The organism is Parasedimentitalea marina (assembly GCF_004006175.1).
Lineage (GTDB): Bacteria > Pseudomonadota > Alphaproteobacteria > Rhodobacterales > Rhodobacteraceae > Parasedimentitalea > Parasedimentitalea marina.
In genome coordinates this window covers 2,787,751-2,812,645 of record NZ_CP033219.1, presented here as the reverse complement: position 1 = coordinate 2,812,645, position 24,895 = coordinate 2,787,751, and the positions used below count along the sequence as shown (strand labels likewise).

Below are 24,895 nucleotides of genomic sequence, written 5' to 3'. Positions count from 1 at the left end.
TTCGTAGATGCTCAGATCATCGGCTTGACCCCGGCAGCGTGACGGCCCAATTTGGCGAAAACCTATGAGCAGGAGCCAAAATGGCCAGCACTCCACCGCCGTTTGCCCGATTTGAATGGATGATTGCCTGGCGATACCTGCGCGCCCGCCGGGCGGAGGGGGGCGTCTCGGTGATGACCTGGATCAGCCTGATCGGTATCACCCTAGCGGTCTTTGCGCTGGTCGCGACATTGGCGGTGCGCGAGGGGCTGCGCTCGGATCTGATCCAGACCATGCTGGGCGCCAATGCCCATGCTGAAATTCACTATCGTCGGGATTTCAGCGCCGAAATCCCGGTGGATCACCTGATCCGCAACTACGGTGAACTGGTTGAAACGGTTGGCAGTCTGCCTGAGGTGACTTTGGTTTCGCCGCTGGTGCGCGGCCAGGTGATGGGCAGCTATCGCGGCCGTAACCTGCCGGTGGATGTATTTGGCATCACCCTGAATGATTTGCAAAACTACCCCAAAATCGCAGCCTCGCAAGACGCGGTGGGTGACCTGTCCCGGTTCAATGATGGTGTTGCTATTGGCGCCATGATGGCGCGCCAGTTGGGTGTGGGTATTGGTGACCGGATCAAACTGATTTCACCCAACGGTGTCAAAACCCCAATGGGCACCTCACCGCGGGTCTCTGCTTATGAGGTGGTCTATATTTTCTCGTCGGGGCAGGGGTTTGTCGATCAAAGCCGTCTGTATTTGCCGTTGGCCGAAGCGCAGAGTTTCTTTAACCGTGAGGGGGCAGTTGATCAGCTGGATCTGCGTCTCAACGATCCTGAACAGGTGGCGCAGATGGTGCTGCCTTTACTGCGCTCCAGTGGTGAGCGGGCCTATGTGACCACCTGGCAAGACCGCGCTGGCGGGATGATTCAGGCGCTGAAAATGCAGGACAACGCGATCTTTATCGTGCTGTCGATTCTGGTGCTGATTGCTGCGCTGAATATCGTTTCCGGGCTGATTATGCTGGTCAAAAACAAAGGCCGTGACATCGGTATCCTGCGTACTATGGGCCTCAGCCAGGGGTCCATCCTGCGGGTGTTCTTTCTGTGTGGCGCGTCGGTGGGCACTCTGGGCACGCTGTTTGGCGTCATCTTGGGGGTGGTCTTTGCGGCCAATATCGACAGCATCTACGGGCTGGTGGATTGGATCACCGGCAGTGGCGTGCGCGATCTTGAAGCAAACGGTTTCTTCTTCCCCTCTGCTGTGGTGACCTTTGGCGATGTCAGTGCGGCGGCAGGTCTCAGCCTGGGTCTCAGTTGGCTGATTACAGTCTTTCCGGCGCGACGTGCGGCCCGGATGAACCCGGTTGAGGCGCTGCGTTATGAATGATCTGATGCTGGAACTGAACGGGATTGTAAAATCTTATTACAGGGGCAGACCGGGGCAGGTGGATGTGCTGCGCGGGGCGGACCTGCACTTACAGTCTGGCGAAGTGGTGGCGCTGGTGGCACCATCCGGCGCCGGCAAATCAACACTGCTGCATATTGCCGGCCTGCTGGATACCCCAGATGAGGGTCGGGTGCAGGTTGGTGGCGTTGACGTGACCGGTAAAGGCGACCGCCGCCGCACCACAACGCGGCGGCAGGATGTGGGGTTTATCTATCAGTTCCATCACCTGCTGCCGGAATTCACGGCTGTGGAAAACATTGTCTTGCCGCAACTGGCAAACGGTGTACCTCAACCCGCCGCTACAACACGGGCGCAGGATCTTCTCACCCGTGTCGGCCTCAGTGATCGCAGCAATCACCGCCCAGCTGCTTTGTCAGGCGGAGAGCAACAGCGGGTGGCCTTTTGCCGGGCATTGGCCAATCAACCGCGTATATTATTGGCGGATGAGCCCACAGGCAACCTGGACCCTAGCACCTCGGACCAAGTATTCGGCACCTTGATGGAGCTGGTCCGGAGCACAGGCATGTCGGCGCTGATTGCCACCCACAACATGGAACTGGCCGCGCGGATGGACCGCATAGTCCGGCTCGAGAACGGCGTTCTGGTGGCGGACTAGCGACCAGAGCCCCCTTGTTCATCTGGCCCTAAATATCCTGGGGTGAATTGTCCGCAGGACAAGAGGGGCAACGCCCCCACCGGTGTTGGCTGCACAATCAGATGGTCGCCCTGCGATCTGATTGAGTCAGGCCATCTGGGTAATCCAGACCCCCAATGCCATCACCGAAACACCTGCAGCTCGGGTTAGGGTCAAGGGGCTGACCTGTGCGCCAAACAGACCAAAATGGTCAATGGCGGCGGCACTGAACAATTGACCTAACAGCACAAAAAACACCGCGTTGCCGACGCCAAAATGCGGCGCGACATGAGTGATTGACAGTACATAAAAGGCGACCAGAATACCGGCCAGAAACAAATGTTTGGGCGCGCTTGTCACCTGTGACAGGGACTGCGGACCAATCAGGAAGTAGGCCAAAACGGCGGCAGAAAACGCGACTGCAAAAAGCACCACTCCCGCAGCCATGGGAGAGCCGATATATTGCCCCAACCCGGCATTCAAAGCCGCCAGAATTGGAATGCCAAGGCCAGCAGCCAGCATAATCAGGGCGTAATTGGTCATTAAGGTCTCCACATTGATGGGCTGTGTGACTGTCTGAGGGATTGTCTGCGCAAGTTCAAGATATGACGGCACGACGTTTTGAGCAGGATCTGGCGATGCAACCTAATCGCAAATCCCACGGAGCTGAACATCTTCCCACGGCAAGTAAACATCTGCCTCGCGGCTTTGCGGCAAATCTGAGACCGGCATAACAGTGCTGATCATACCGTGCAGGCGTTGAGTACGGGCAGCCTTGGGCGCCAGTGCCCGGCAACAAACGTATTCCTCGACGATGGATCCTTGCTGTTCATAGCCAAAGCTCAGGAACTCTGCCTCGGCGTTGAGATCAAACAAGTAGGGGTCAGTTCGGGTGCCGTGTTCGGCGGCTGCGCGCAGGGGGTGGTAACCTGTGGTCTTACGGTTCTGCCATTGCCAGGCATGGGTCAGTTCATGCGCCAGCAACATGGCCTCAATCAGATAGATCTGCTCGGGGTAGGCGGGCATATAGTCCTTGGCATACCAGTCCTTAGTGAAGAAAATGCGGTTGAACAGGGCAACTGCCGCTGGCGAGGCAGTGACAACCTCGTCTTTGGCGGGAGGCAAAATACGCTCGCGGCAAGCAAGGCGGGGCCGTGGTTTGCGGCGAAAGGTAACGGCCGTGACCGGTGCGCCCCGGATCAGCCGGATACGGTCCAGATCCAGGGATTCTCCATGAATCCGGCTGGCAAAGGCCCGCTCGTTTTCGGTCAGGGGGCGGCCGCAGGATGCGACGAGCAACAGTATCAAAAAAGCGCGTAGGAACATTGGGTCACGTTAGCCGGGCTTGTGGGGGCTGAACAGGGGAATGGCGATGGGATTTGCAATTTTTACCAAGCCGATAACCTCCCGGCAGGGAGGGTCCCTGGGGATTGGGGTCGTACCGTTTAGATGCCTCACGGTGAGAACTGCGGTGTTAAAAAGGACGGCGCCGCCCATGCGGATGCGGACGGGGTTTCCCCCGCGTTTTGAAAGCTGCCAATACTGCCCCGGTTTTTAAGGGGCCCTGGGTCCTGTGGCCCGGGATGTCAGTCCTGGCCGGTGTGTCGCGACGTCTGGGGTATCGCAGGTATGGGTTAAACCCGGCCAAGCAGGGCGCACGGTGTGGCGGAGGGGGCGCAACGGTCGGGCTCTGGGCGATGGTGGGTGTTGAGAAGATAGAGGCCTCCGGCGGGAGTATTTTTGAAAAAATGAAGCGGGGCCGAGCGCTTAAGGTCAAAGTCGCGGCTTTTGCCATTTCAGCAGTAAACTGCTTTGATGGAGGGGACGTTATTTTAAGGGGTGGGATTATGGGGTTATTTGATTGGTTGTCTGGTACCAAAAAGCCAGAGACAGGCACCGAGCCTGCGCCAGCGGAGGATGTTCAGGCTGCCATTTTGGCCGTCAACCGCGATACTGCGCCCTATAGCGTGCGTACATGCAGTGATGGCAGCTGTGATTTTATGGCCGAGTGGCAGATCGTGGATGCCAAGTGGGTAGAGGTGTTTGCCAAGGCGGGGCTGGAGCGGGCGGCGCGGATCAAGATGCGGCTGGATGTGGACAAGCGCGAAGTGCGTGCGGTGGACGAGGATTACACCATCAGCTGGCGGGTGGGTGTGCCGCAGCTGTCATTTTCAGCCTCGGCGTTTCGGGGACAGAAAAAGGAGGTCTCGTTTGGACGCGCCTATGGGTTTACCGAAGAGTTGCGGCCAGGTGAGATTTATAATTACCGGTTTGATTCCAAAGAGATGAAGGCCCCGTTACAGGATGTGGTGACCGGGAAGGGCTGGGTCTGGCGTGGGGTTGCGTTTGGAAAACTTTAGATGCGGAGCGTCATGCGCCGCCATAAGGCCCGAACCTGACCTTCCCCCCGTGGAGTTCGTCCCGGACTGCGAAGCGGCAAACAGTGCGGGGCACTGTTTGGGTTAAGAACGGGCGGAGCCCTGCGCGCCGAACCGTGCAAGTCAAAGGAGGATGTTAGCTGGATATCACTTGGGACAGGACACAAAGTGGCACGGCCCGCGCCTGACCTTCCCTACGTGGAGTTCATACTGGTTCCCGCAGGGACAAACAGTCCGGGGGACTGTTTGAAGTATGGACGGGCGGAGCCCTGTGCTGATGTCCCCGCCATAGAGTGTGACGGTTTTAGTTGTGCTCTTGGGCCGTCAGGCCCGCGCCTGACCTTCCCCCCGGGAAGGCGCTTTACGCCTCCCCAAGGTCAGGTGCGGGCCTTGGGGTCAATCATCTTCCAGATTTTCAGTATCTGGGGCTGGAAGCTTCTTCACTTCTTCTGGAGCAGGAATTTGATCGTACTCTTTGGTACCCTTACGGGCAATCCGCGCGACTTCTTTCATTCGATCTGTTAAAGGTTTGATGTCAGTGCCAAATTTTCCGAGTGTCTCGCCGACGTCGGAAACACCTCCAAGGATCACGTCGAACAGACCCTTCTTTGAAAAAACTTGTTTTTCGATTGCTGCGATGCGGTTAAGCAGCCTCTTCTTGTGCGGTTCATCAAACATCGAAGATGCAAACACAATTTTTCTCATGTCGTTACAAAGCTTGAAGATTCGATCTTTGTCGGGTTGCTCTAACTCGAAAACAGGTAGAAGCTCAGCCGATGAAGAGGGAAATTTGGTGCCACCCACACTTCCAAACGTTTGTTCGACTTTAAGAGCACGAATACAACGGTCCCCAAACGCTTTTTGGTCGTAACCATCAAAAGGGCGTTCGCCATTTGAAAGTTCGACGATCTTTAATGGGAGATTTTCTTCTAAAAGACTAACAAGGTATTGGATCTCATCCAAATCAGCGGCCGACAAAGGTCCTTCATTGCTATTTTTCGCAGCGCCACTTGCTGTTTCTAATAGTGTAGCTAGACGATCAAAAGCTTTGTTAATGGTACTCAAATTATTACTCCGATATAAAAAATTTACTTCCCCTCAAACATCCAACTCCTCCACAAACCGCGCGTTTTCCTGGATATACTGGAACCGCAGCTCGGGCTTTTTGCCCATCAGCTGCTCGACCAGTTCATCCGTCTCACCCGGCTCATCCTCATCAATCGTAATGCGGATCAGCTTGCGGGTTTTGGGGTCCATGGTGGTCTCTTTCAGGTCCTTGGCGTCCATTTCACCAAGACCTTTGAAGCGGGAGATGTCGATTTTACCCTTGCCGCCCAGACCCTTGTCCAGCCACTTGTCGCGCTCTTCCTCGTCCAGGCAATAGACCCTTTTCGCACCCTGGGTCAGGCGGAACAGCGGAGGGCAGGCCAGGTACAAATGGCCGCCGTCGATCAGTGGGCGCATCTGGGTGAAGAAGAAGGTCATCAGCAGCGAAGCGATATGGGCGCCGTCGACATCCGCATCGGTCATGATGATGATCTTGTCATAACGCAGATCATCGAGATTGAACTTGGTGCCAACACCGACGCCCAGTGCCTCGCAGAGGTCGCGGATTTCGGCATTGGTGCCGATTTTGTTGGACGCGGCCCCCAGCACGTTGAGGATCTTACCCTTCAGGGGCAGCAGCGCCTGATTGACCCGGTTGCGCGCGCCTTTGCCTGAGCCACCGGCGGAGTCGCCCTCGACGATGAACAATTCGGTGCCAGCACGGTTTTTCGCGGTGCAGTCGGTCAGCTTGCCGGGCAGGCGCAGTTTCTTGGTGGCTGATTTGCGCTGGGTCTCTTTTTCCTGGCGGCGGCGCAGGCGTTCCTCGGCGCGCAGCACCAGAAAGTCGAGGATGGCGCCGGCCGATTTGGTGTCGGCAGCCAGCCAGTTGTCAAAGTGGTCGCGGACCGAGTTTTCCACCATCTTGCTGGCGTTCTCGGACGACAGGCGGTCCTTGGTCTGGCCGACAAAGGCCGGGTCGGCGATAAAGCAGGACACCAGGGCGCAGCCACCGGCCATCAGGTCGTCGCGGTTGATCGAGGCGGCCTTTTTGTTGCCGACCAGTTCGCCGTAGGCCTTGATGCCCTTTAGAATGGCGGACCAGAAGCCGGTAACATGGGTGCCGCCCTCGGGGGTGGGGACGGTGTTACAGTAGGACTGGGTAAAGCCGTCGCGCGAAGGGGTCCAGTTGATGGCCCATTCCACATAGCCTGCCTCGCCGAATTTCTCGCGGAACTCGACTTTGCCGGCAAAGGGCGCATCGGCATAGACCGAGGATTTTCCCAGGACCTCGGTCAAATAGTCCTTTAACCCGCCAGGGAAGTGGAAGGTGGCGCTGGTCGCTGTTTCGCCATCGTCGATTTCCGACTTCCAGCGGATCTCGACGCCGGAGTAGAGATAGGCCTTGGAACGCACCAGGGTGAACAGGCGCTTGGGTTTGAACCTATGGTGGCCAAAGATTTGCTCGTCGGCGTGGAAAGTGATTGCGGTGCCGCGCCGGTTGGGGGCTGCGCCGATTTTTTCAACGGGACCTTGTGGAATGCCGCGCGAAAACCGCTGCTCGAACAGTTCCTTGTTCTTGGCCACCTGCACCACCAGACTGTCCGAGAGCGCGTTCACCACCGAAGAGCCGACGCCGTGAAGACCGCCCGAGGTCTGATAAGCCTTGCCAGAGAACTTGCCGCCTGAGTGCAGAGTGCAGAGGATCACCTCGAGGGCCGATTTATCGGGAAACTTGGGGTGCGGATCGATTGGGATACCGCGGCCGTTATCGGTGATGGTCACCGAGTAATCAGCGTGCAGAGTGACTTCGATCCGGTTGGCGTGGCCTGCGACCGCCTCGTCCATCGAGTTGTCGAGGATTTCAGCCACCAGGTGGTGCAGCGCGCGTTCATCCGTGCCGCCGATATACATGCCGGGGCGCTGGCGGACCGGCTCTAGCCCCTCGAGAACCTCGATCGAGGACGCGTCATAGGTTTCCGTTTCGGAGTCGGACAGGAGGTCATTGGCCATATTTGGGGGCTGCTCTTTGGTGGTGGTGGTTACCGCCACTATGGCAGGTGTGGCGGTGTGGGGGAAGGGGCAGGCTAGGTGTTGTGGATAAGTTGAGTGCGCGGCAGAGATTGCGCGGGTGGGTGTAGGTTGTGGCCTTATCGGTTGAAAGATTTGGCTGTACCGAAAGTGGCTGTACAGTTGAACACCAGCAGCAGGAACGGCAATGGGAGACTGATGTGACGGATAAAACCACAAAAAGTTGCGGATTGGATCCCGTGGATTGGAAGGATTTTCGCGCGGAGGCGCGGCGGATGCTGGAGGCCTCGATTGATCAGCTGGAGCAAGTGGCGGAGCGGCCCTGGCAGGACGTGTCGGCGGCAGTGAAAGACGGCTATGGCGTTCAGGCGAAGGGGCAGAGTGCAGCGGAGATGGTCAGTCGGATCACCGATGATGTGCTGCCCTATCATGGTGGCAACATTCATCCGCGTTTCTGGGGCTGGGTGCAGGGCACCGGGCTGGCCTCGGATCTGATTGCGGGTATGGCGGGGGCGGTGATCAATGCCAATACCGGCGGTCGTGACCACGGCGCCAATTACATGGAACGCGCGGTGATTGATTGGACAGGCGCAAAGATGGGGATGCCGGAAGGCACCAGTGGTGTGCTGGTCACCGGGACCTCGCAGGCGACGGTAATTGCCTTTCAGGCGGCCCGGGTGCGGGTAATGCCGGAGGTGCGCAAGACGGGGCAAGGCAGCGCATTGCTGACGGCCTATGCCGGCGAGGGCATTCACAATGCCACTCGCAAGGCACTGGAATTGCTGGGAATCGGTTGGGATAATCTGCGCCTGGTGCCACTGATTGACGGGCAGATGGATCTGGCAGCACTGCGGGCGCAGATTGCCCAGGACCGGGCGGCGGGGGCGCTGCCCTTTTTACTGGTTGGTATGGCGGGATCGGTGGATCTGGGCGCTTACGATGATTTGAACGGACTGGCAGATGTGGCGGCGGATGAGGATCTGTGGCTGCATGTGGACGGGGCCTTTGGCGCCTGGACGCGGATTGCTGAGGCGCCCTGGCGGGGATTGAGTGATGGCATTGGCCGGGCTGACAGTCTTGCCCTGGATTTTCATAAATGGATGTACATCGGCTATGACTGTGGGTTGGTGCTGATTGCTGACGAAGCTGCACACCGGGCGGCTTTTGCGGCGCGGCCCAGTTATCTGGAAGCGGCTGAGCGCGGGCTGGCGGGAGGGGATCCGTGGTTTTGCGACTATGGCATTGATCTGTCGCGGGGCAATCGGGCGTTGAAGGTCTGGACCGCGTTGGAGATGTATGGTGAGGCGGCATTGGGTGCGGCGATCACCGACAATTGCCGACTTGCTGCCCTTATGGCGCAGGAGGTTGAATCCCGTGCTAATATGCGCCTGGCGGCACCAGTGGTGTCGAATGTCTGTGTGTTCACGGCAAGGGCTGATTTATCGCAAGAGGCGCAGTCGATATTGAACAGCGAGATTGTCCAGACCCTGCAGGAGCGCGGCGAGGTGGTGTTCTCAACCACGCGGGCGCAGGGGGTGGTGATGCTGCGGGCTGCAATTACCAACCACCGCAGTCGGGACCAGGATATTCGTGCCGCAGTTGCGGCGGTTGCGGCACTGGCTGCACTGGGGTGATCATGAGGGGGCCACCGCTGGGGGCTTTGCCCCCAGACCCCCAGGATATTTTTAGCCAGATGAAGCCTGCGGTTCAGGCGCCGCCGCCGCGGACAAATGCGCGCTGGTAGGCGGGGCGGTTCTGGAAGGCTTCGACAAAGCTGGCCAGGGCCGGGAAGTCCTCGCCGCGACCCATGCGAATGGCGATCTCGGCTGGGAAGCTGAGCAGGATGTCAGCGGCGGAGAGGTGGTCCAGGACAAAATGTCCGGAAGCGCGCAACTGGCTGTTCATATAGGAGAAGTGGCTGGTCAATTGTTGTTGGATGCGGGGATGCAGAGGTGCTCCGGCCTCGGCCAGCATACCGACATAGAGGTTCAGCAGAATGGGGGTCATGGCAGAGCCTTCGGCGTAGTGCATCAGCTCGATGTGGCGAATGAATTCAGGCGTGGTGCGCAGTGGGATCATGTTTGGCGCATGGCGCGAGCAGATCAATTCGATGATAGCGGCAGATTCGATGACTGTTTCGCCCTCAATTTCCACCACTGGAGATTTGCCCAGTGGGTGCACCTTGAGCAATTCCGGTGGCGCCAGGCTGGTTTTGGCGTCGCGTTCGTAGCGGATCACCTGGTAATCCAGATCCAGCTCCTCGAGCAGCCAGAGGACGCGGTGGGACCGGGAGCGGTTGAGATGGTGCACAGTGATCATATTTTGGTGTCCTGTTCGGCGCCCAATTGAGAATGACCTGAGCAATTTTGGCGGGATATTGAAGGTGGACCCGGTGGTCGGCCTGGCTAAAGGCGGCACCGGGCAGCAAAGGAGGCAGCGCAGTATCGCGCCACCGCCAGACGAAAAACCCGGTGCCGTTCATGGGCTCGACTGGTCTGGTCATGGAAGGTTCGCTGCGGTGAGACCGGCGGTTAACAGCGCACGCAGTGGTCTGAGATCAGCAAATGCGCTGTTCAGGGCCATGAGCGGCTGGGACCAGTCGTCGGTGGGCAGGTCACGCCACAAAGTCAGAGACTTGCGGCGCAGCAGGTCTGCCTGAGGGTGATCCTTGTCGTAAGGCGAAGGGACACGTTTCAACTCGGGATCTCCGGCTTTGAAACCTTGTTGTGCCAGTGTCTCCAGAGCTGACGCAATGGCGGCACCCTGGGAGCCGTCGACACTGCTGCGCCAGGTCAGAATCTGCGATTTGTCAAAACTCATCACGCCGCCGCCTATTCTGCAGGGCCCGGGTGAGATTCCCAGGAATACCCCAAAATCCAGCGGTCCCCGGACCTGCCAGAGCATGTGCAGATGGGTGTGATAGGGGGTCTTGTCCTTAGAGAAACGGATATCGCGCTGGGGGCGGAACAATTTTGCGGTGACCGGAGATTCGCTGTGCTTTCTGAAATCGGCACAGATCTGCTCTTGCAGCAGCTGCGATGGGGTCTTGAGGTGGGCTTCATAGCGGGTCTTGTTGGCGTGAAACCAATCGCGGGTGTTGTCGCGAGCCAGCTCTTCAAGAAAAGATCTGGCTTCGGGGATGAGTTGCGCAAAGGGATCGGCCATGTAAATAAGCTCCGGGTCTGAATCCAGGTAGCCTAACACAGGTTTTACAAAGCCCAAGGGGGGAACGGTTTGTCTTGCCCCTTTGAAAGGCTGTGCCTAAGCCTTGGCTATGAACACATTACCACAGTCCCCCTCTCCAATGACCCGCCGCGGTCATATCGTTGCCATTGGCGTGCTTGGCCTGCCCCTGATCGGAGGGCATGTCGCACAGTTTGCAATTGGCCTGACCGACACAGTGATGCTGGGCTGGTACGGCGTGGAGGCGCTGGCGGCGGTGACGCTGGCCTCGACTTACTTCTTTGTTCTGTTCCTGTTTGGGGCGGGCTTTGGCTTTGCGGTGATGCCGATGGTGGCCGCTGCTGCCGGAGCTGGTGAGGACCGTCAGATCCGCCGCTGTACCCGCATGGGGCTGTGGTTGTCGCTGGCCTATGGGGTGGTGGTCATGCCGCTGCTGTTATTTGCCCATCCGATTCTGGACATGATGGGGCAAGAACCGGTGATTGCCGAGATGGCGGCAAGTTATTTGCGCGTAGCAGGCTGGGGGATTTTCCCGGCCCTGCTGGTGATGGTGCTGAAATCTTATTTGGCGGCGCTGGAGCGCACCCAGATCGTTCTGTGGGTGACTTTGGGCGCTGCTGTGATGAATGCACTGGTGAACTATGTGCTGATTTTCGGCAATTTTGGCGCGCCCGAGCTGGGCGTGCGCGGTGCGGCCATTGCGTCCTTCAGCACCCAGGTGGTGTCTTTTGTAGCCATCATCATTTACGCGCTGAAGGTGCTGCCCGAGCATGAGTTGCTAAAGAATTTTAAGCGGCCGGACTGGGAGATGCTGCGCGAGGTTTTCCGTCTGGGCATTCCAATTGGCCTGACCACGTTAAGTGAGGTCAGTCTGTTTGCCGCTTCGGCGATGATGATGGGCTGGCTGGGCACGGTGGCGCTGGCAGCGCATGGTATTGCAGTGTCGCTGGCGGGACTGACCTTTATGGTCCATCTGGGGCTGAGCAACGCGGCAACGATCCGGGCGGGCAATGCCTATGGTCGTCGAGACCGGAGCCACATGGCGCGCGGCGGCAAGGTGGTGACAGTCATGTCCCTGGTGATGTCGGTGTTTGCGACAGTGTTTTTCGTGACCATGCCCGAGACGCTGATGTCGGTGTTCATGGATGGCAGTGATCCGCAAAAGCCCGAGATCCTGGCAATTGGAGTTGGGTTGATGGCAATGGCGGCGTTGTTTCAGCTGGTAGACGGTGTGCAGGCCATCGCGCTGGGCCTGTTGCGCGGGGTGCAGGACACCACAATACCAATGGTGATTGGGGTCTTTAGCTATTGGGGCGTTGGAATATCATCCTCCTATGTGCTGGGGTTTGTCTTGGGGTACGGCGGCATTGGTGTCTGGGGCGGGCTGGTACTGGGGCTGGCCTGTGCATCGGTCCTGCTGATGCTGCGGTTCTGGGGGTCAGTAATTGGCAAGGTTGGGGATGTTGAGGAACCGCTTGGATAATTGCCTCTGCGAAGTGTGAGTGAGTTAATCACTTTGAGCATTTCTACCTTCCTTTTCTATATCAGGAAGGAGTGCCGTGATACTCTGACAGGTCAGAGGTAAGTTTCGGGAAAGAAAGAGATCTTCTGCTTCTGGTGCATATCCAGTTGCTTTGTCACGCCGGAGGCGTGCTGATACATACCGCCAAGAGTGGCTATTTAAATCACATCAGTGCCGCATTGCGGTCGCTTACGGTTGGACATAAGGATGGCGCAGTCCATTGGGGACCAGCTTATCCCTTCATCAGCCGGTCCGCCTTTTTGCGGACCAGCACCGTGCGCAGGTCGTGCATGGCCAGCAGCAGATCGTCGGTGATCATCTCCAGATGCTCGGGAGAGGCCTTGGACTGGGCCCAGTGGGCGGTGGTGTTCAGGTAATCGATGGCACGGTGGATATCGTCAATGTCACGCTCTGCCAGCAGGGCCTTGCGCTCGGTCATCCAAGTCTTGATTTCGGCCTGATCGCGGTCTGACAAGCTGCGGCCGCCATGCGGTTTGATCTCGCCGTTGCGGATATTCACAACGGCGATTTGGTCCATTTCAATGCGGCGCTGGCGGTTCTCGGTGTCGACGCGGTAGACAAAGGCGCCGTTATCCCGCACCCGGAAATAATAGTCCGGTAGTTCAGCGCTCATGTTTTGTCCTTTTACGTCAGTGCAGCACAGAAGGTCTGTATGCGCGTGCAGGCCTCAACCAGGGCCTTGTCCGAGGTAGCGTAGCTGACCCGGAAGTTGGGTGAAAGACCAAAGGCTGCGCCAAACACCACAGCAACATCTGCCTCATCCAGCAGAGCATTGGCAAAGGTCTGATCGTCCACAATCACAGTGCCCTTGGGGGTGGTCTTGCCCATCAATGCGGCGATCGAAGGGTAGACGTAAAAAGCACCTTCTGGTGTGGGGCAGGTGATCCCGTCAATCGCAGAGAGCATCGACACAACCAAATCGCGGCGGCGTACAAACATCTCGTTGTTGGGGGCCAGAAAGTCCTGCGTGCCGTTCAACGCCTCAACCGCCGCCCATTGGCTGATGGTGCAGGGGTTCGAGGTGGACTGAGACTGGATCTTGCGCATGGCAGAAATCAGTTCAACCGGGCCTGCGGCATAGCCAATGCGCCAACCGGTCATCGCATAGGCTTTGGATACGCCATTGCAGGTCAGCGTGCGCTCATAGAGCGCGGGTTCGATCTGCGCCGGGGTGCTGAACTCAAAACCGTCATAGGCCAAGTGTTCATACATATCATCGCTCATCACCCAGACATGCGGGTGACGCAGCAACACGTCCGTCAGCTCTTTCAACTCTTCCCGGCTATAGCCTGCCCCGGTGGGGTTAGAGGGCGAGTTGAAGATGAACCATTTGGTTTTGGGTGTGATTGCGGCTTCAAGCTGATCGGCCGTCAGTTTGAAATTTGTCTGTAACGAGGTCTCGGCCACCACGGGGGTGCCGCCTGCCAGCAGGACCATGTCGGGATAGCTGACCCAATAGGGCGCGGGGATGATGACCTCGTCGCCGTCGTTCAGTGTGGCCATCAGCGCGTTATACAGCGTCTGTTTGCCGCCCGCGCCGACCGAAACCTGCGCCGGAGTGTAGTCCAGCCCGTTCTCACGGCTCAGCTTGGCGCAGATCGCCTGTTTCAGTTCAGGAATGCCATCAGGGGCGGTGTATTTGGTTTTACCCGCAGCGATGGCGGCAACGGCGGCGTCTTTGATATTTTGCGGTGTGTCGAAATCCGGCTCACCTGCGCTGAGGCCAATCACATCACGACCGGCGGCTTTCAGCTCAGCAGCTTTGGCGGTCATTGCAATGGTCGGTGAAGGTTTGACGCGAGAGAGAGTGTCAGAAATGAACGGCATAATCGGCCTCTGTTTGAATGTTGCGCCAGACTGTCATAGGGTGCGCCCAAAAGCCGATCAAGTGTTTACGGTTGAGACTGTACAGGAGAATTCAAATGTCTGATTTAGAATATGATTGGTATGGCCCGGATGCCGCCACTTTTGGGGACCGGGTCGCCGGTGCGCGCGAAGTCGCGGCAATGACACAGGCGCAGCTGGCCCGCCGCTTGGGCGTCAAAAAGGCCACATTGCTGGGTTGGGAACAGGATCTGTCTGAACCACGCGCCAACAAGCTGTCGATGATGGCTGGTGTTCTGAATGTGTCGATGACCTGGTTGATCACCGGTGAAGGTGACGGCATGAGCCAGCCTGCTGATGAGATCATCGTGGCCGGTGATTTCTCAGAAATTCTGGGTGAACTTCGCGATCTTCGCGGCGAGTTGCGCACCAATGCCGACCGCACTGCGCGGCTGGAAAAGAAACTGCGGCTGCTGCTGGAGCGCGGAGGGCAAGCATGAGCGAGACCTATGAGCACAGGCTGAAACGGATGCAGATGCGATCCATGCGTCGCGGTATCAAGGAAATGGATATCATCCTTTCAGCTTATGCGCGAACCCATCTTGCTCAGATGGACGAGAAGCAGCTGGAACTGTATGATCAGATGCTGGATGAAAACGACCAGGATTTGTATCAATGGGTGACGGGCCAGACCGCTCCGCCGGATTCGTTGAAAATATTGATCAAAGATATATCGCAAACTTTTCAAAAATAACGAAAATTCAGTTTAACTGATTCTTTGGGAATATACGTCATTCTCTGCTTCAGAAGTTCGAGTCGGAGAAGCGAATGAGTATGGAAATGCCAATAGGCCAGCAGGACCAAAAGGGGTTCATGACTGGTTATCTAGAAGCACTGGCGCTGGTTGAACGCCTGCACCGGTTGCTGTTGGATGTAATCAAGGATGAGTTTGAGCGTGTCGGTGTGTTGGAGATCAACGCAGTACAGGCGCTTTTACTGTTTAACATCGGCGACAACGAAGTAACTGCGGGCGAGTTGAAAAGCCGTGGCTACTATCAGGGCAGCAACGTCAGCTACAATCTGAAGAAGCTGGTCGAGATGGGCTATATGCACCATCAGCGTTGTGAAATTGATCGTCGTTCAGTGCGGGTTCGCCTGACACCACGCGGCCGTGAAGTACGCGACATTGTATCGTCGCTGTTCTCGCGTCATGCGGAAGGTCTGGAAGGTAAGGGAGTTATCGATATCGAAGGTATCGCCGACATCTCGAATGCGCTGAAACGAGTTGAACGGTATTGGACTGATCAGATCCGTTACATCTACTAAATCAATCCGTTGGGTGCATCAGTTCCCAAAGGGCGGTCCGGTCCTATTAATCCACCGGAAACAACCGCAAACGGGCATTCGCGCTTTAGCGATGTTGGCCCGGGTCACACACTGCTTGTACGCCGCTTTTAGCGAAGCTGGACGCGCAGGTGCATACGGTTGCAGAAGCGACCGGTTAACGGCCTAAAAGAGATTATCCAGATATTCAGACAGCAGTGCGACCCTTCGATAACTCGGAGGGTCGCGCTGCGTTTTAGCTCCGGATCTACACCTGGATCTACCAGTGGCCGCTGTTTTCCATGCTGGCCCAGGGTTCAGCGGGGGCGAGTTTTTCGCCATTTTGCAGAAGCTCAATCGATATATTGTCAGGCGACCGCACAAAAGCCATATGGCCGTCACGTGGGGGACGATTGATAGTGACGCCGTTGGCCTGAAGATGCGCGCAGGTGGCATAGATATCATCCACACCATAAGCCAGATGGCCAAAATGGCGGCCGTCGCTGGGCAGGCCGTCGTCTCCATCCCAATTGTAGGTCAATTCGACCGGGCAGTCCTCTTGGCCGGGAGGGGCCAGGAAAATCAGCGAGAACCGCCCCTTTTCACTATCCATGCGGCGGGTTTCCTTAAGTCCGAGCAGTTCAAAAAAGGCGATGGTCTTTTCCAGATCTTTGACGCGAATCATTGTGTGCAAATAGGTGAGCGACATGATGTCCTCCAATGTTGTTTCGCGACTTAGCTTACTGCGGTAAGCGGTGCGTGCCAGCGAGAAAGGCAACGGGCCAGGATTATTTTCTGAAGCGGCCATTGGTGCGGGGGCCTCGTTGGTTCTTGGCCTGGGTCGCTATATTGGCTATGACCGAGGCAAAGATGTCAGCGCACTGGAGGGCGACACTGTGCAGCAATACCACGATGCGTTGAGGCAGATTTTGGAAACGGGCGAGCCATCGGCGGACCGGACCGGAACCGGGACATTGTCCAGTTTTGGCATGCAGACCCGGTACCCGCTGGCGGATGGATTTCCGCTGGTCACCACCAAGAAACTGCACTTGCGATCGATCATCCACGAGCTGCTGTGGTTTCTGTCCGGCGACACCAATATCGGCTACCTCAAAGAAAACGGGGTAAAGATCTGGGACGAATGGGCCGATGAGAATGGCGATCTGGGACCTGTCTATGGCCATCAGTGGCGCCACTTTCCAAGACTGGATCTGGTTGAAGGCACCACGGGTGACGAACCGCTATACCGGGCCGGAAGTGTCGATCAGATCGCAGATCTTGTTGAAAACATAAAGAATTCACCGGACAGTCGCCGGTTGATTGTATCAGCCTGGAACCCTGCGGATGTGCCGCAGATGGCCCTGCCTCCCTGTCATACCCTGTGGCAGGTGCGGGTGCTGAACGGTAAGATGCATATGCAACTCTATCAACGCTCGGCGGATATGTTCCTTGGCGTGCCGTTCAATATAGCCTCCTATGCATTGTTGCTGCTGATGCTGGCCCATGTCACCGGACATGAGGCAGGGGATTTTGTACACACCCTTGGTGATGCGCATATTTACAGCAATCACCAGGATCAGGTGCAATTGCAGCTGTCCAGAACGCCACATCCGCTGCCGCAAATCAAAATTATACGTCAGGTCAGTTCGATCTTTGATTTCAAATACGAGGATTTTGAAGTGCTGAACTATGACCCGGATCCGGGCATCCGCGCACCAGTGGCGGTGTAACATGATTTCACTTATGGTCGCCTGCGCCCGCAACCGGGCAATTGGCAAGGACAATACAATTCCCTGGTACGCCCCCGAAGATCTAAAGGCGTTTAAGCGGGAAACTTTGGGTGGGGCCATCATTATGGGCCGCAACACCTGGGACAGCCTGCCGTTCAAGCCGTTGAAGAACCGGTTGAACCTGGTGGTGTCGTCGAACCCGGATGCAGCGGATACCGTCTGCCCCTCGTTGCAGGCCGCAGTGGCGCAGGCACGGGCGCAGGGGTATCAGCGGATCTATGGGATTGGTGGCTTTGGCATCTATCGGGACATGTTGGCAATCGCGGACCGTCTGCTGATCACCGAAGTAGATTTAGACGTCGAAGACGCTGACACATTCTTCCCGGAGTTCAATGTTGCGGATTGGGATATTGTCAGCAAAACCGCGTTGCCTGGCGATGACCCGGCCTGTCTGCTGGTGGAGTATTTGCGCCGGCGGTCGTGATGTGAGCGTAAAACGTTGCACTGCGCCCGGAGCGAATCAGGGCGCAGTGAGTTTCAAGTTACAGGGATTTGAGGTCGCCTGCCATTTGGCGCCCATCGCGCCCTTCCAGAAGCTCATAGTCGACTTTCTGATTGTCGGCGAGCCCAGTCATTCCTGATCGTTCCACTGCTGAGATGTGCACAAACACATCCTTGCCGCCCGCATCAGGTTCAATGAACCCGAAGCCTTTTGTCGTGTTAAACCACTTCACGGTACCGCTTGGCATGCCCCGTGTCTCCTTCTTACAAGCACTTCACTTTGAGTAATTTCAAAGTGGATCTGGATTGCAAACCGCCCCAGTCATGTATTGCTTTCAGATTGAGAAAAACAATGATTAGGGTAGCTTGAAAGCCTTGGACAGCTTTACACGGCTAGGAAAAAAATCAAGCAAAACAAATGGACTCTACCACAAATTGTGCAGTCTATTGCTTGAGATGGAGAAGAATGTTGAAGTTATTTGGCCTGAAGAACTGCGATACCTGCCGTAAGGCAATGAAACAGCTCCCAAAAATTGATTTTGTCGATGTCCGGAATGATGGTGTTCCAGTGGAGGTATTACAGCGGGCACTGGGGCAATTTGGCGACAGTTTGTTGAATATACGATCAACCACGTGGCGAACATTGACTGCGGAAGAACGGGCGCAGCCGCAAATTGAGCTGCTGCAGACCCACCCGACATTGATGAAGCGTCCGTTGATTGAACGGGATGGAAAATTGTATTTGAGCTGGAGCAAAGAAACCCAGTCAGCCCTTGGCGTTTCCTGACAGACACCCTATCTGAGGACAGGTCAAAGGAGATGTCACATGCGCAATGCAGCACTGGTTTTGGGAATCATCGCCGGTATAATTGGGATGATGGTTGGGTTTGCCGGTTATGGCTACTCGACCGCAGTGGAGCAATTCGGCGAGATTGAAGGTCTGGCGGAGCAGGTAGACCATGTTACGCAACTGCGGATTTTTGCGGTGCTCTCTCCGATGTTGGCGATTGCGGGCGGCGCCATGGCGCGGTCGCGGGCCCTGTGGGGTGGGGTTTTGTTACTGGCCTCAGCGGCAGGAATGTATGTGGGGTTTGGCTTTAACGTCTTTACCCTGTTCCCGATCTGCTTTGCTGGCTTGGCCGGGGTATTGGCGATTGCCGCCGGAAAACCGGATGAGCCCAAGGCACATTTTTAACCGCAGGTTGGCGTCTGTTTTGCCCGGCCACTTGGCCGGGCGGGCGTTTTCGCGCTTGGAAACCTAGGCCAATGCCAGTTCAGTGCGTCGCCGAAGCAGCGCATCGACCGACAGAGCTCCGGCGCCTTTGATCACCAGAACTGACAGAATAAACACCCAGAACAATCGCTGATCCAGGATCACGCCATCTGGAAAACGGTCAAACCACGCCCCCAGGGTTTTGAGATCGCTGACGCCATGACCATAGACATCAGTCAGCGATTGCATCACCACAAATCCAATCATACCAAGCGCGGCCAGTCTGGTTGCCAGACCCACCAGCAACAGCAAGGGAAGAATGAACTCGGCCCAGGTGCCGGCCATCACCACCAGCCAATGAAAGGCGCCCAATTGTGAGGTGTCATAGCCGACGGCCTCTAGCTGTTTCGGGAAGATCTGAGAATAGGCCCCAATCGAGGGGCTGAATAGGCCAAAGATCCCGTCGCCCAGTTTGGTCAGGCCGGAGTTCCAATAGTACACCAGCAATACTGCGGCAAATGTGAAACGGGCGGCCAGCGGCAGAAGCCAGTTTCCAGCCCGTTCAATCAGGTTGAAAACCGCGTTGTGAAGTGAGACCAGCGCGTGCATATGATTATCCCTTACTGTCCAAATTGATAAGTGCGCCGCCCTGCAATAGCAGCGCGAGCGTTGTCCCAAGGTCGAACTCGGGGGTTGTTGTCAACGTGTTGTCATGTGCCTCGGCAAAGGTGGCTCCCTGCATCAGCCCAGTGATCCAGGTGGCGCCACCCACAGGCAGGCTGTGTGGAATGGGGTCAAACTCTGGCCGGGTGATCAGAACATCCTGCGCCACCGGTTCCGGTTTAGGCGCGTCTTGGGAGGTGTTGAACCGCCAGATATCATAGAGCGGCCATGGCGATTGGATCACCTGCACAGATGGGGCAAGCATAACCTTGGCTTGCATCAGGTCCTCGGGTTGGATCGCTGCTAGTGCATCGGCTGTGATCGCCGTTGCGTCCGCCGCGTGATAGGCCGTGCGCAGGGCCAGCTCCAGCCGGGCAACATCGGCCAGATAACCCAGGTGGGCTAACTGCTCCAAGCCTGCCAGAAACGCCGGGAACTGCGCGCCGTAAAACATCATCAGTGGCGAGGTTGGCGGGTGGGCTCGCAGGTATAATCCTGACAGCCCATCCATGTTCTCCTTGCCCAGCAGTTTGGTGATCACAGGAAAGGCAGAATGCATGGCCTCGGTCAGCGAGGTGGCAACGTTATTGCGGTAGACATTGAACCGCCGTCCGGCGGGGCGGGACTGGGCATCTGACAATCCATCCGGCACCGGCAAGCTGGGGTCCATCATGGCCTGGACGAAATGTGTCTGATTGACGCTCATGCGGGCACCATCGCCAAGGCAGCCACAGCGCGGGCAGTTTCAGCGGCCAGTACCGGCCACTCTGGCACGTCGTTGTCCCATTCGATCAATATTGGCAGAGGGCCGGTGCGGCGCAGGGTATAGCCCAGCAGGTCCCAAACAGGGTCCACCACAGGGCTGGCATGACTGTCGATCAGCAGGGTGTTGCCATAGTCATCGGCGTCAACGTCATGGCCTCCCAGATGGATCTCGCCGACTTTGTCCAGGGCAAAGGCATCGATGTAGCCCTGCGGTGAGAAGTTGAGGTTGGTGGCTGAGACAAACACGTTGTTGACGTCGAGCAGCATGCCACAGCCTGTGCGCTGCGAGATCTCGGCCAGAAAGGCGGGTTCCGCCCAGGTGCTTTCATCAAAGGCAAGATAGCTCGAGGGGTTCTCGAGCAGCATAGGTCGCCCGATCACCGTCTGCACCTGATCGATATGATCGCAGATGCGGGTCAGGGTGGCATTGGTATAGGGCAGGGCCAGCAGATCGTTATAGAAATGGCTGTCATGGGTAGACCATGCCAGATGTTCTGAGAAACTGGCCGGGTTCAGCCAGTCGACAAGATGTTTCAGCCGGGCCAGATGATCGCTGTCCAGCGGGCCTTCGCCACCGATGCTAAGGCCGACACCGTGCACGGACATGGCGAACTGTTCGGACAGGCGGCGCAATTGGGCATGTGGTCGGCCCCCATCCCCCATGTAATTTTCAGCGTGCACTTCCAGCCAGCCTATGGGCCCCGGGGTGTCCAGTATCTGGGTGAAATGTTGCGGCTTATAGCCAACCCCGGCCGATACTGGCAGCTGAGTGAAGCGATTGTTGCTGTCCTGCATAGCACTTTCTCGTCTGGTCGGGGCAGGGTGGTCTGGGGACCGGCGAGGACGGCGGCGCGGCCAGAAGGATCAAGCCGCGCCGTGTATGGTGTTGGTTTAGGCCGGAATGTCGCGCTCTAGCGCTTCGAGAGAGCCCATGCGTGCGGAGCCATCGGCCATTTTTGGCAACTCAATGCCGACGCATGAACCGGCGTCGACCAGTGTCCAGGCATTGCCTTGATAGTCGGTGACTGATGTGCCAGCGCAGGTTGTGCCAGGACCGGCGGCGCAGTCATTTTGGCCGGCCAGCGACACGCCATAGCACTTCTCTTTGGATTGAGCAGCAGCGGGAACAGTGGTGGAAGCAGCCAGAGCAGCGGCTACGGCGCTTGCGACAACCAGAGATTTTGCAGTGTTCGACATCGGGGGAAGTCCTTTTGTTATAAAGCTTGCTGTTACGTCGTGACAGGTAAACCCTAGCGGACCGTTAGCGCAGAATGAAGACACGAGCTTGTGTGTCACGTGCCCGTCAGAGAATGTGACAGAGTGCCTGATGAATAAGTGTGTATTTTCAATACATTAGTGATTGTAAATGCAATCCGGCCCCGCAAAGGGGGCCGGAAAATACCTGTCTGAGAGGCAATTGTTACAGCAGATCGGGGGCTGTAGCTTCCAGCGCAAGAAGCTTTGTAACATTTGCCAGGCTGTCAACCTGGCTTTGTTTTTGCCCCAGGCGGCGAATTGAGACGGTGCGCTCTTCCACTTCGCGCGCACCAATCGCCAGGATCACAGGCACCTTGCCAACCGAGTGTTCGCGAACCTTGTAGTTGATCTTTTCGTTGCGGGTGTCGGCCTCGACACGCACGCCTGCTTTTTGCAGCTCAGAAACCACTTCCATCACATAGACATCAGACTCGGATGTGATCGAGGCAACAACCACCTGACGCGGTGCCAGCCAGAACGGCAGCTTACCGGCGTGGCTTTCGATCAGGATGCCGATGAAGCGTTCAAACGATCCCAGACAGGCGCGGTGCAGCATATAGGGGCGATGCTTGGCGCCGTCCTCGCCGATGTAGTTGGCGTCCAGCCGTTCGGGCAGATTGGGGTCCACCTGGAATGTACCGCACTGCCAGACCCGGCCAATGGCGTCGGTCAGTTTGAAGTCCAGCTTGGGGCCGTAGAACGCACCTTCGCCTTCGTCCAGCGTATAGTCGTGACCCGTGGCCTTGATGGCGTTCTCCAGCGCTGCCTCGACGTGATCCCAGCTTTCCTCGGTGCCGACGCGCTTTTCGGGGCGGGTGGCAAACATTATCTCGAACTTTTCAAATCCAAGGTCTTTGTAGACCGAGGACAGGAAGTCGATGAACTTGGCGCATTCCGCCTCAATCTGATCTTCGGTGCAGAAGATATGTGCGTCATCCTGGGTAAAGCCGCGCACCCGCATGATACCGTGCAAGGCGCCCGAGGGCTCATAGCGGTTGCATGAGCCGAACTCGGCCATGCGCAGCGGCAGGTCGCGGTAGGACTTGAGGCCCTGATTGTAGACCTGCACGTGACAGGGGCAGTTCATCGGCTTCAGCGCGTTGATGGTTTTTTCGCGGGCATGTTCTTCATCGACTTCGACAATGAACATGTGTTCCTGGTATTTATCCCAGTGGCCTGAAGCTTCCCACAGTTTGCGGTCGACCACCTGTGGGGTGTTGACCTCGACATAGCCATCAGCGCGCTGTTTGCGGCGCATGTAGTCTTGCAGCTGAGTGTAGATGGTCCAGCCATTCGGATGCCAGAAGATCTGGCCGGGGGCCTCTTCTTGCATGTGGAACAGGTTCATTTCACGGCCCAGTTTGCGGTGGTCGCGCTTGGCGGCCTCTTCCAACATGGTCAGGTGGGCCTTCAGCTTTTCCTTGCCGGTGAAGGCGACGCCGTAGATCCGTTGCAGCATGGCGCGGTCACTGTCGCCGCGCCAGTAGGCACCCGCGATGGACATCAGTTTGAAACTGTCACCGGGCACCTGGCCAGTGTGGGCAAGGTGCGGACCCCGGCACAGATCCTGCCAGTCGCCGTGCCAGTACATACGCAGCGGCTCGTCACCGGGAATGGCGTCGATCAGCTCGACCTTATAGGGCTCATCATTGTCAGTGTAGAACTGGATCGCGCGGTCGCGGTCCCAGACCTCGGTGGTGACCGGCTCGCGCTTGTTGATGATTTTCTTCATCTCTTTTTCAATCACACCCAGATCTTCTGGAGTGAAAGGTTCAGCGCGGTCAAAGTCGTAATACCAGCCGTTGTCGATCACCGGGCCGATGGTGACCTTGGTGTCGGGCCAGAGTGCCTGTACCGCGCGGGCCATGATATGGGCCAGATCGTGGCGGATCAGTTCATTGGCCTGGGCCTCATCCTTGAGGGTGTGCAGGGCGATCGAGCCATCCGCTGGTATCGGCCACTGCAGATCCCAGTGCTGGTCGTTATAGGTGGCTGAGATCGCTTTCTTGGCCAGCGACGACGAAATGTCGGCGGCGACCTGAGCGGCGGTCACGCCTGCATCATATGAGCGTGCATTGCCATCGGGGAAGGTAAGGGAGATTTGGGCCATGTATTGGCACTCCTCGTCGGTTTGGCGCCCACTGAACGCCCGGTTGCGGGTATATGTGTTCAGCTGATTTGGCAGGAGAGTTGCTGGCTGTCAAGCGGGGGGCGCTGCCCCCGGCACCAATGGTGCCTCCCCCGGGATATTTTTAGCCAGATGAAAGGGATCCGGGGTTTGATCTAAGGCGTTGGCACGCCGCTGCGGATGGCGGTGGAAAAGCCAGAGCTGAGCCCGACCTCTGTGGCACGAGTTGTGATATGGGCCTGGGCGCGCAGCTCGGCCAGAGGCAGGTGGCTGGCCAGAACGCCGCGGTCGTAGGCGTAGGAGGGCAGGTAGCCATTGGCGATCACCCGCCAGTCCAGCGGAACCTCGTCAATAATGGTGCGGATCATCGACATCACCACGGTGGTGCAATTGGTGGTCAGCGAATTGTACCATTTGGGCCGCTGGGCCAGCGCATTGGCGGCCTGGACATATTGCAGCAGGAGGGAGCGGGCTTTGGCTGGTGTGGTCTTTATGCGGTAGAGTTGCACATCCTCACCGCGCAGATTGCTGCGGGTGCCGATCACGTCCCGCTCGTCGGCGGCGACAATCACCAGAGTGTTGTTTTTGAACAGATCAGCAAGCGGAGAGAAGCCGCCTCCGACCTTGCGGCGGACCTCGACCGACCAGGCGATGGGCGCGGCGTTGGCAAAGGTGAAGCTGACGATCATATGGGCCATCTCCGGCCCCGCCCAGTAGGACATGAACAGATCGACGCCCTGCAACTGGGACAGATCATACGCGCGTGTTTCCCATTGCGCGTTGGCTTGCGTGGGGCTGGTCCAGTCGAAATTGCGGACATCTGTCAGGGTTAAGGTATTTCCGCTGACTTGTCCGGTGACCTGGCGCGCGACATCGGGGGCCCAGTTTGCCAGGGACGGCGGGGTGAGGGTGGACCACCAGAACAGCACAGTGGCCAGAGCAAGGCAGAAGGTCGCCAAGGCACGCAATCGGCGCGGGGAGAAGAGGGCCACAATCACTGACAGTCCCAACACAGCGAAGCCACCAGCTAAAACAGCGCGGATTGGGGTGGCAAATGGCAACCGGTACCACAGGGCAAGCGTGGCCCAGGTCGCCAAACTGAGCAGGCCCAAGATAATGGCCGCTAATAGAAGAAGTCTCAGAATTTTGGTCACGGGGCACCTCAAAATGTTGCGACCTTATGGACCAGTTGGCGCAACATGCAAACAGTGGATGCCGCGAGGAACCCGCAATCACCGATTGCGGGACTAG

Annotated in this window: 28 protein-coding genes; 12 read left to right on the top strand and 16 right to left on the bottom strand. The window is 57.4% G+C overall.

The features are described from left to right. The first annotated feature begins 80 nt into the window (after positions 1 to 80). Together EBB79_RS13560 and EBB79_RS13555 are read left to right on the top strand one after the other, a co-directional pair. On the top strand, positions 81 to 1,367 hold the full coding sequence (locus EBB79_RS13560) for an ABC transporter permease (protein WP_127749381.1): 1,287 nt from the start codon (positions 81 to 83) through the stop codon (positions 1,365 to 1,367). After that, a complete protein-coding gene (locus EBB79_RS13555; RefSeq protein ID WP_127749380.1) occupies positions 1,360 to 2,043 on the top strand; it encodes an ABC transporter ATP-binding protein in 684 nt (227 codons plus the stop codon). The genes EBB79_RS13560 and EBB79_RS13555 overlap by 8 nt, the downstream gene beginning before the upstream one ends. 126 nt (positions 2,044 to 2,169) lie before the next feature. On the opposite strand, the gene EBB79_RS13550 is transcribed toward EBB79_RS13555, so the two are convergent. After that, positions 2,170 to 2,604, bottom strand: coding sequence for a DMT family transporter (locus tag EBB79_RS13550; protein ID WP_127749379.1), 435 nt, complete (start codon positions 2,602 to 2,604; stop codon positions 2,170 to 2,172). 102 nt (positions 2,605 to 2,706) lie between these two features. Beyond that, on the bottom strand, positions 2,707 to 3,387 hold the full coding sequence (locus EBB79_RS13545) for a hypothetical protein (RefSeq protein ID WP_127749378.1): 681 nt from the start codon (positions 3,385 to 3,387) through the stop codon (positions 2,707 to 2,709). A gap of 521 nt (positions 3,388 to 3,908) precedes the next feature. Here EBB79_RS13545 and EBB79_RS13540 point away from each other — a divergent pair. Next, complete coding sequence (locus tag EBB79_RS13540) at positions 3,909 to 4,421, top strand: hypothetical protein (RefSeq protein ID WP_127749377.1); 513 nt, start codon at positions 3,909 to 3,911, stop codon at positions 4,419 to 4,421. Positions 4,422 to 4,835: 414 nt separating this feature from the next. Here EBB79_RS13540 and EBB79_RS13535 read toward each other — a convergent pair whose 3' ends face one another. Together EBB79_RS13535 and parE are read right to left on the bottom strand one after the other, a co-directional pair. Continuing rightward, positions 4,836 to 5,504, bottom strand: a complete 669-nt coding sequence (locus tag EBB79_RS13535; RefSeq protein WP_127749376.1) for a hypothetical protein — start codon at positions 5,502 to 5,504, stop codon at positions 4,836 to 4,838. Between the two features lie 33 nt (positions 5,505 to 5,537). Continuing rightward, positions 5,538 to 7,496, bottom strand: coding sequence for a DNA topoisomerase IV subunit B (parE, locus tag EBB79_RS13530; protein WP_127749375.1), 1,959 nt, complete (start codon positions 7,494 to 7,496; stop codon positions 5,538 to 5,540). A 218-nt stretch (positions 7,497 to 7,714) separates the two neighbouring features. On the opposite strand from parE, the gene EBB79_RS13525 reads away from it, so the two are divergent. After that, positions 7,715 to 9,148: a pyridoxal phosphate-dependent decarboxylase family protein gene (locus EBB79_RS13525; RefSeq protein ID WP_238704907.1), complete on the top strand. Its 1,434-nt coding sequence runs from the start codon at positions 7,715 to 7,717 to the stop codon at positions 9,146 to 9,148. Positions 9,149 to 9,221: 73 nt separating this feature from the next. Here the strand turns inward: EBB79_RS13525 and EBB79_RS13520 are convergent, their stop codons facing one another. Together EBB79_RS13520 and EBB79_RS13515 are read right to left on the bottom strand one after the other, a co-directional pair. Beyond that, complete coding sequence (locus tag EBB79_RS13520; RefSeq protein WP_127749374.1) at positions 9,222 to 9,833, bottom strand: glutathione S-transferase family protein; 612 nt, start codon at positions 9,831 to 9,833, stop codon at positions 9,222 to 9,224. Between the two features lie 180 nt (positions 9,834 to 10,013). Further along, positions 10,014 to 10,679, bottom strand: coding sequence for a TIGR02453 family protein (locus EBB79_RS13515; protein WP_127749373.1), 666 nt, complete (start codon positions 10,677 to 10,679; stop codon positions 10,014 to 10,016). Positions 10,680 to 10,788: 109 nt separating this feature from the next. On the opposite strand from EBB79_RS13515, the gene EBB79_RS13510 reads away from it, so the two are divergent. Continuing rightward, a complete protein-coding gene (locus tag EBB79_RS13510; protein WP_238704906.1) occupies positions 10,789 to 12,180 on the top strand; it encodes an MATE family efflux transporter in 1,392 nt (463 codons plus the stop codon). Between the two features lie 271 nt (positions 12,181 to 12,451). On the opposite strand, the gene EBB79_RS13505 is transcribed toward EBB79_RS13510, so the two are convergent. Beyond that, complete coding sequence (locus tag EBB79_RS13505) at positions 12,452 to 12,853, bottom strand: hypothetical protein (RefSeq protein WP_127749372.1); 402 nt, start codon at positions 12,851 to 12,853, stop codon at positions 12,452 to 12,454. Between the two features lie 11 nt (positions 12,854 to 12,864). Next, positions 12,865 to 14,067: a pyridoxal phosphate-dependent aminotransferase gene (locus tag EBB79_RS13500; RefSeq protein WP_127749371.1), complete on the bottom strand. Its 1,203-nt coding sequence runs from the start codon at positions 14,065 to 14,067 to the stop codon at positions 12,865 to 12,867. 95 nt (positions 14,068 to 14,162) lie between these two features. Between EBB79_RS13500 and EBB79_RS13495 the strand changes: the two genes are divergently transcribed. The 3 genes from EBB79_RS13495 (at position 14,163) to EBB79_RS13485 (ending at position 15,390) form a co-directional block, all read left to right on the top strand. Next, a complete protein-coding gene (locus EBB79_RS13495; RefSeq protein ID WP_127749370.1) occupies positions 14,163 to 14,564 on the top strand; it encodes a helix-turn-helix domain-containing protein in 402 nt (133 codons plus the stop codon). Continuing rightward, positions 14,561 to 14,818: a succinate dehydrogenase assembly factor 2 gene (locus tag EBB79_RS13490; RefSeq protein ID WP_127749369.1), complete on the top strand. Its 258-nt coding sequence runs from the start codon at positions 14,561 to 14,563 to the stop codon at positions 14,816 to 14,818. Before EBB79_RS13495 ends, EBB79_RS13490 begins: the two co-directional genes overlap by 4 nt. 74 nt (positions 14,819 to 14,892) lie before the next feature. Then, positions 14,893 to 15,390 (top strand): MarR family winged helix-turn-helix transcriptional regulator, encoded by a 498-nt coding sequence (locus EBB79_RS13485; RefSeq protein WP_177627816.1) that lies wholly within the window; start codon positions 14,893 to 14,895, stop codon positions 15,388 to 15,390. Positions 15,391 to 15,667: 277 nt separating this feature from the next. On the opposite strand, the gene EBB79_RS13480 is transcribed toward EBB79_RS13485, so the two are convergent. Then, on the bottom strand, positions 15,668 to 16,096 hold the full coding sequence (locus EBB79_RS13480) for a VOC family protein (RefSeq protein ID WP_127749368.1): 429 nt from the start codon (positions 16,094 to 16,096) through the stop codon (positions 15,668 to 15,670). A 187-nt stretch (positions 16,097 to 16,283) separates the two neighbouring features. Here EBB79_RS13480 and EBB79_RS13475 point away from each other — a divergent pair, with 187 nt between their 5' ends. After that, positions 16,284 to 17,117 (top strand): thymidylate synthase, encoded by an 834-nt coding sequence (locus EBB79_RS13475; protein ID WP_127750999.1) that lies wholly within the window; start codon positions 16,284 to 16,286, stop codon positions 17,115 to 17,117. A 1-nt stretch (position 17,118) separates the two neighbouring features. Then, the gene (locus EBB79_RS13470) at positions 17,119 to 17,601 is read left to right on the top strand and encodes a dihydrofolate reductase (RefSeq protein ID WP_127749367.1); all 483 of its coding nucleotides are present in this window, start codon (positions 17,119 to 17,121) and stop codon (positions 17,599 to 17,601) included. A gap of 58 nt (positions 17,602 to 17,659) precedes the next feature. Here the strand turns inward: EBB79_RS13470 and EBB79_RS13465 are convergent, their stop codons facing one another. Further along, entirely contained in the window at positions 17,660 to 17,866 is a 207-nt protein-coding gene (locus EBB79_RS13465) for a cold-shock protein (protein ID WP_127749366.1), read from the bottom strand. A gap of 221 nt (positions 17,867 to 18,087) precedes the next feature. Between EBB79_RS13465 and EBB79_RS13460 the strand changes: the two genes are divergently transcribed. Continuing rightward, on the top strand, positions 18,088 to 18,405 hold the full coding sequence (locus EBB79_RS13460) for an ArsC/Spx/MgsR family protein (protein ID WP_127750998.1): 318 nt from the start codon (positions 18,088 to 18,090) through the stop codon (positions 18,403 to 18,405). A 39-nt stretch (positions 18,406 to 18,444) separates the two neighbouring features. After that, on the top strand, positions 18,445 to 18,813 hold the full coding sequence (locus EBB79_RS13455) for a hypothetical protein (RefSeq protein ID WP_127749365.1): 369 nt from the start codon (positions 18,445 to 18,447) through the stop codon (positions 18,811 to 18,813). 63 nt (positions 18,814 to 18,876) lie between these two features. On the opposite strand, the gene EBB79_RS13450 is transcribed toward EBB79_RS13455, so the two are convergent. From EBB79_RS13450 to EBB79_RS13425, 6 genes are all read right to left on the bottom strand, one after another. Further along, on the bottom strand, positions 18,877 to 19,440 hold the full coding sequence (locus tag EBB79_RS13450; RefSeq protein ID WP_127749364.1) for a DoxX family membrane protein: 564 nt from the start codon (positions 19,438 to 19,440) through the stop codon (positions 18,877 to 18,879). Positions 19,441 to 19,444: 4 nt separating this feature from the next. After that, a complete protein-coding gene (locus EBB79_RS13445) occupies positions 19,445 to 20,200 on the bottom strand; it encodes an HvfC/BufC N-terminal domain-containing protein (RefSeq protein ID WP_127749363.1) in 756 nt (251 codons plus the stop codon). Further along, entirely contained in the window at positions 20,197 to 21,054 is an 858-nt protein-coding gene (gene bufB, locus EBB79_RS13440; RefSeq protein WP_127749362.1) for an MNIO family bufferin maturase, read from the bottom strand. The genes EBB79_RS13445 and bufB overlap by 4 nt, the downstream gene beginning before the upstream one ends. 96 nt (positions 21,055 to 21,150) lie before the next feature. Beyond that, complete coding sequence (locus EBB79_RS13435; RefSeq protein ID WP_127749361.1) at positions 21,151 to 21,456, bottom strand: BufA1 family periplasmic bufferin-type metallophore; 306 nt, start codon at positions 21,454 to 21,456, stop codon at positions 21,151 to 21,153. Positions 21,457 to 21,679: 223 nt separating this feature from the next. Continuing rightward, entirely contained in the window at positions 21,680 to 23,626 is a 1,947-nt protein-coding gene (gene thrS / locus EBB79_RS13430; RefSeq protein WP_127749360.1) for a threonine--tRNA ligase, read from the bottom strand. Between the two features lie 173 nt (positions 23,627 to 23,799). Next, on the bottom strand, positions 23,800 to 24,798 hold the full coding sequence (locus EBB79_RS13425) for an Lnb N-terminal periplasmic domain-containing protein (RefSeq protein ID WP_127749359.1): 999 nt from the start codon (positions 24,796 to 24,798) through the stop codon (positions 23,800 to 23,802). Positions 24,799 to 24,895 lie beyond the last annotated feature (97 nt).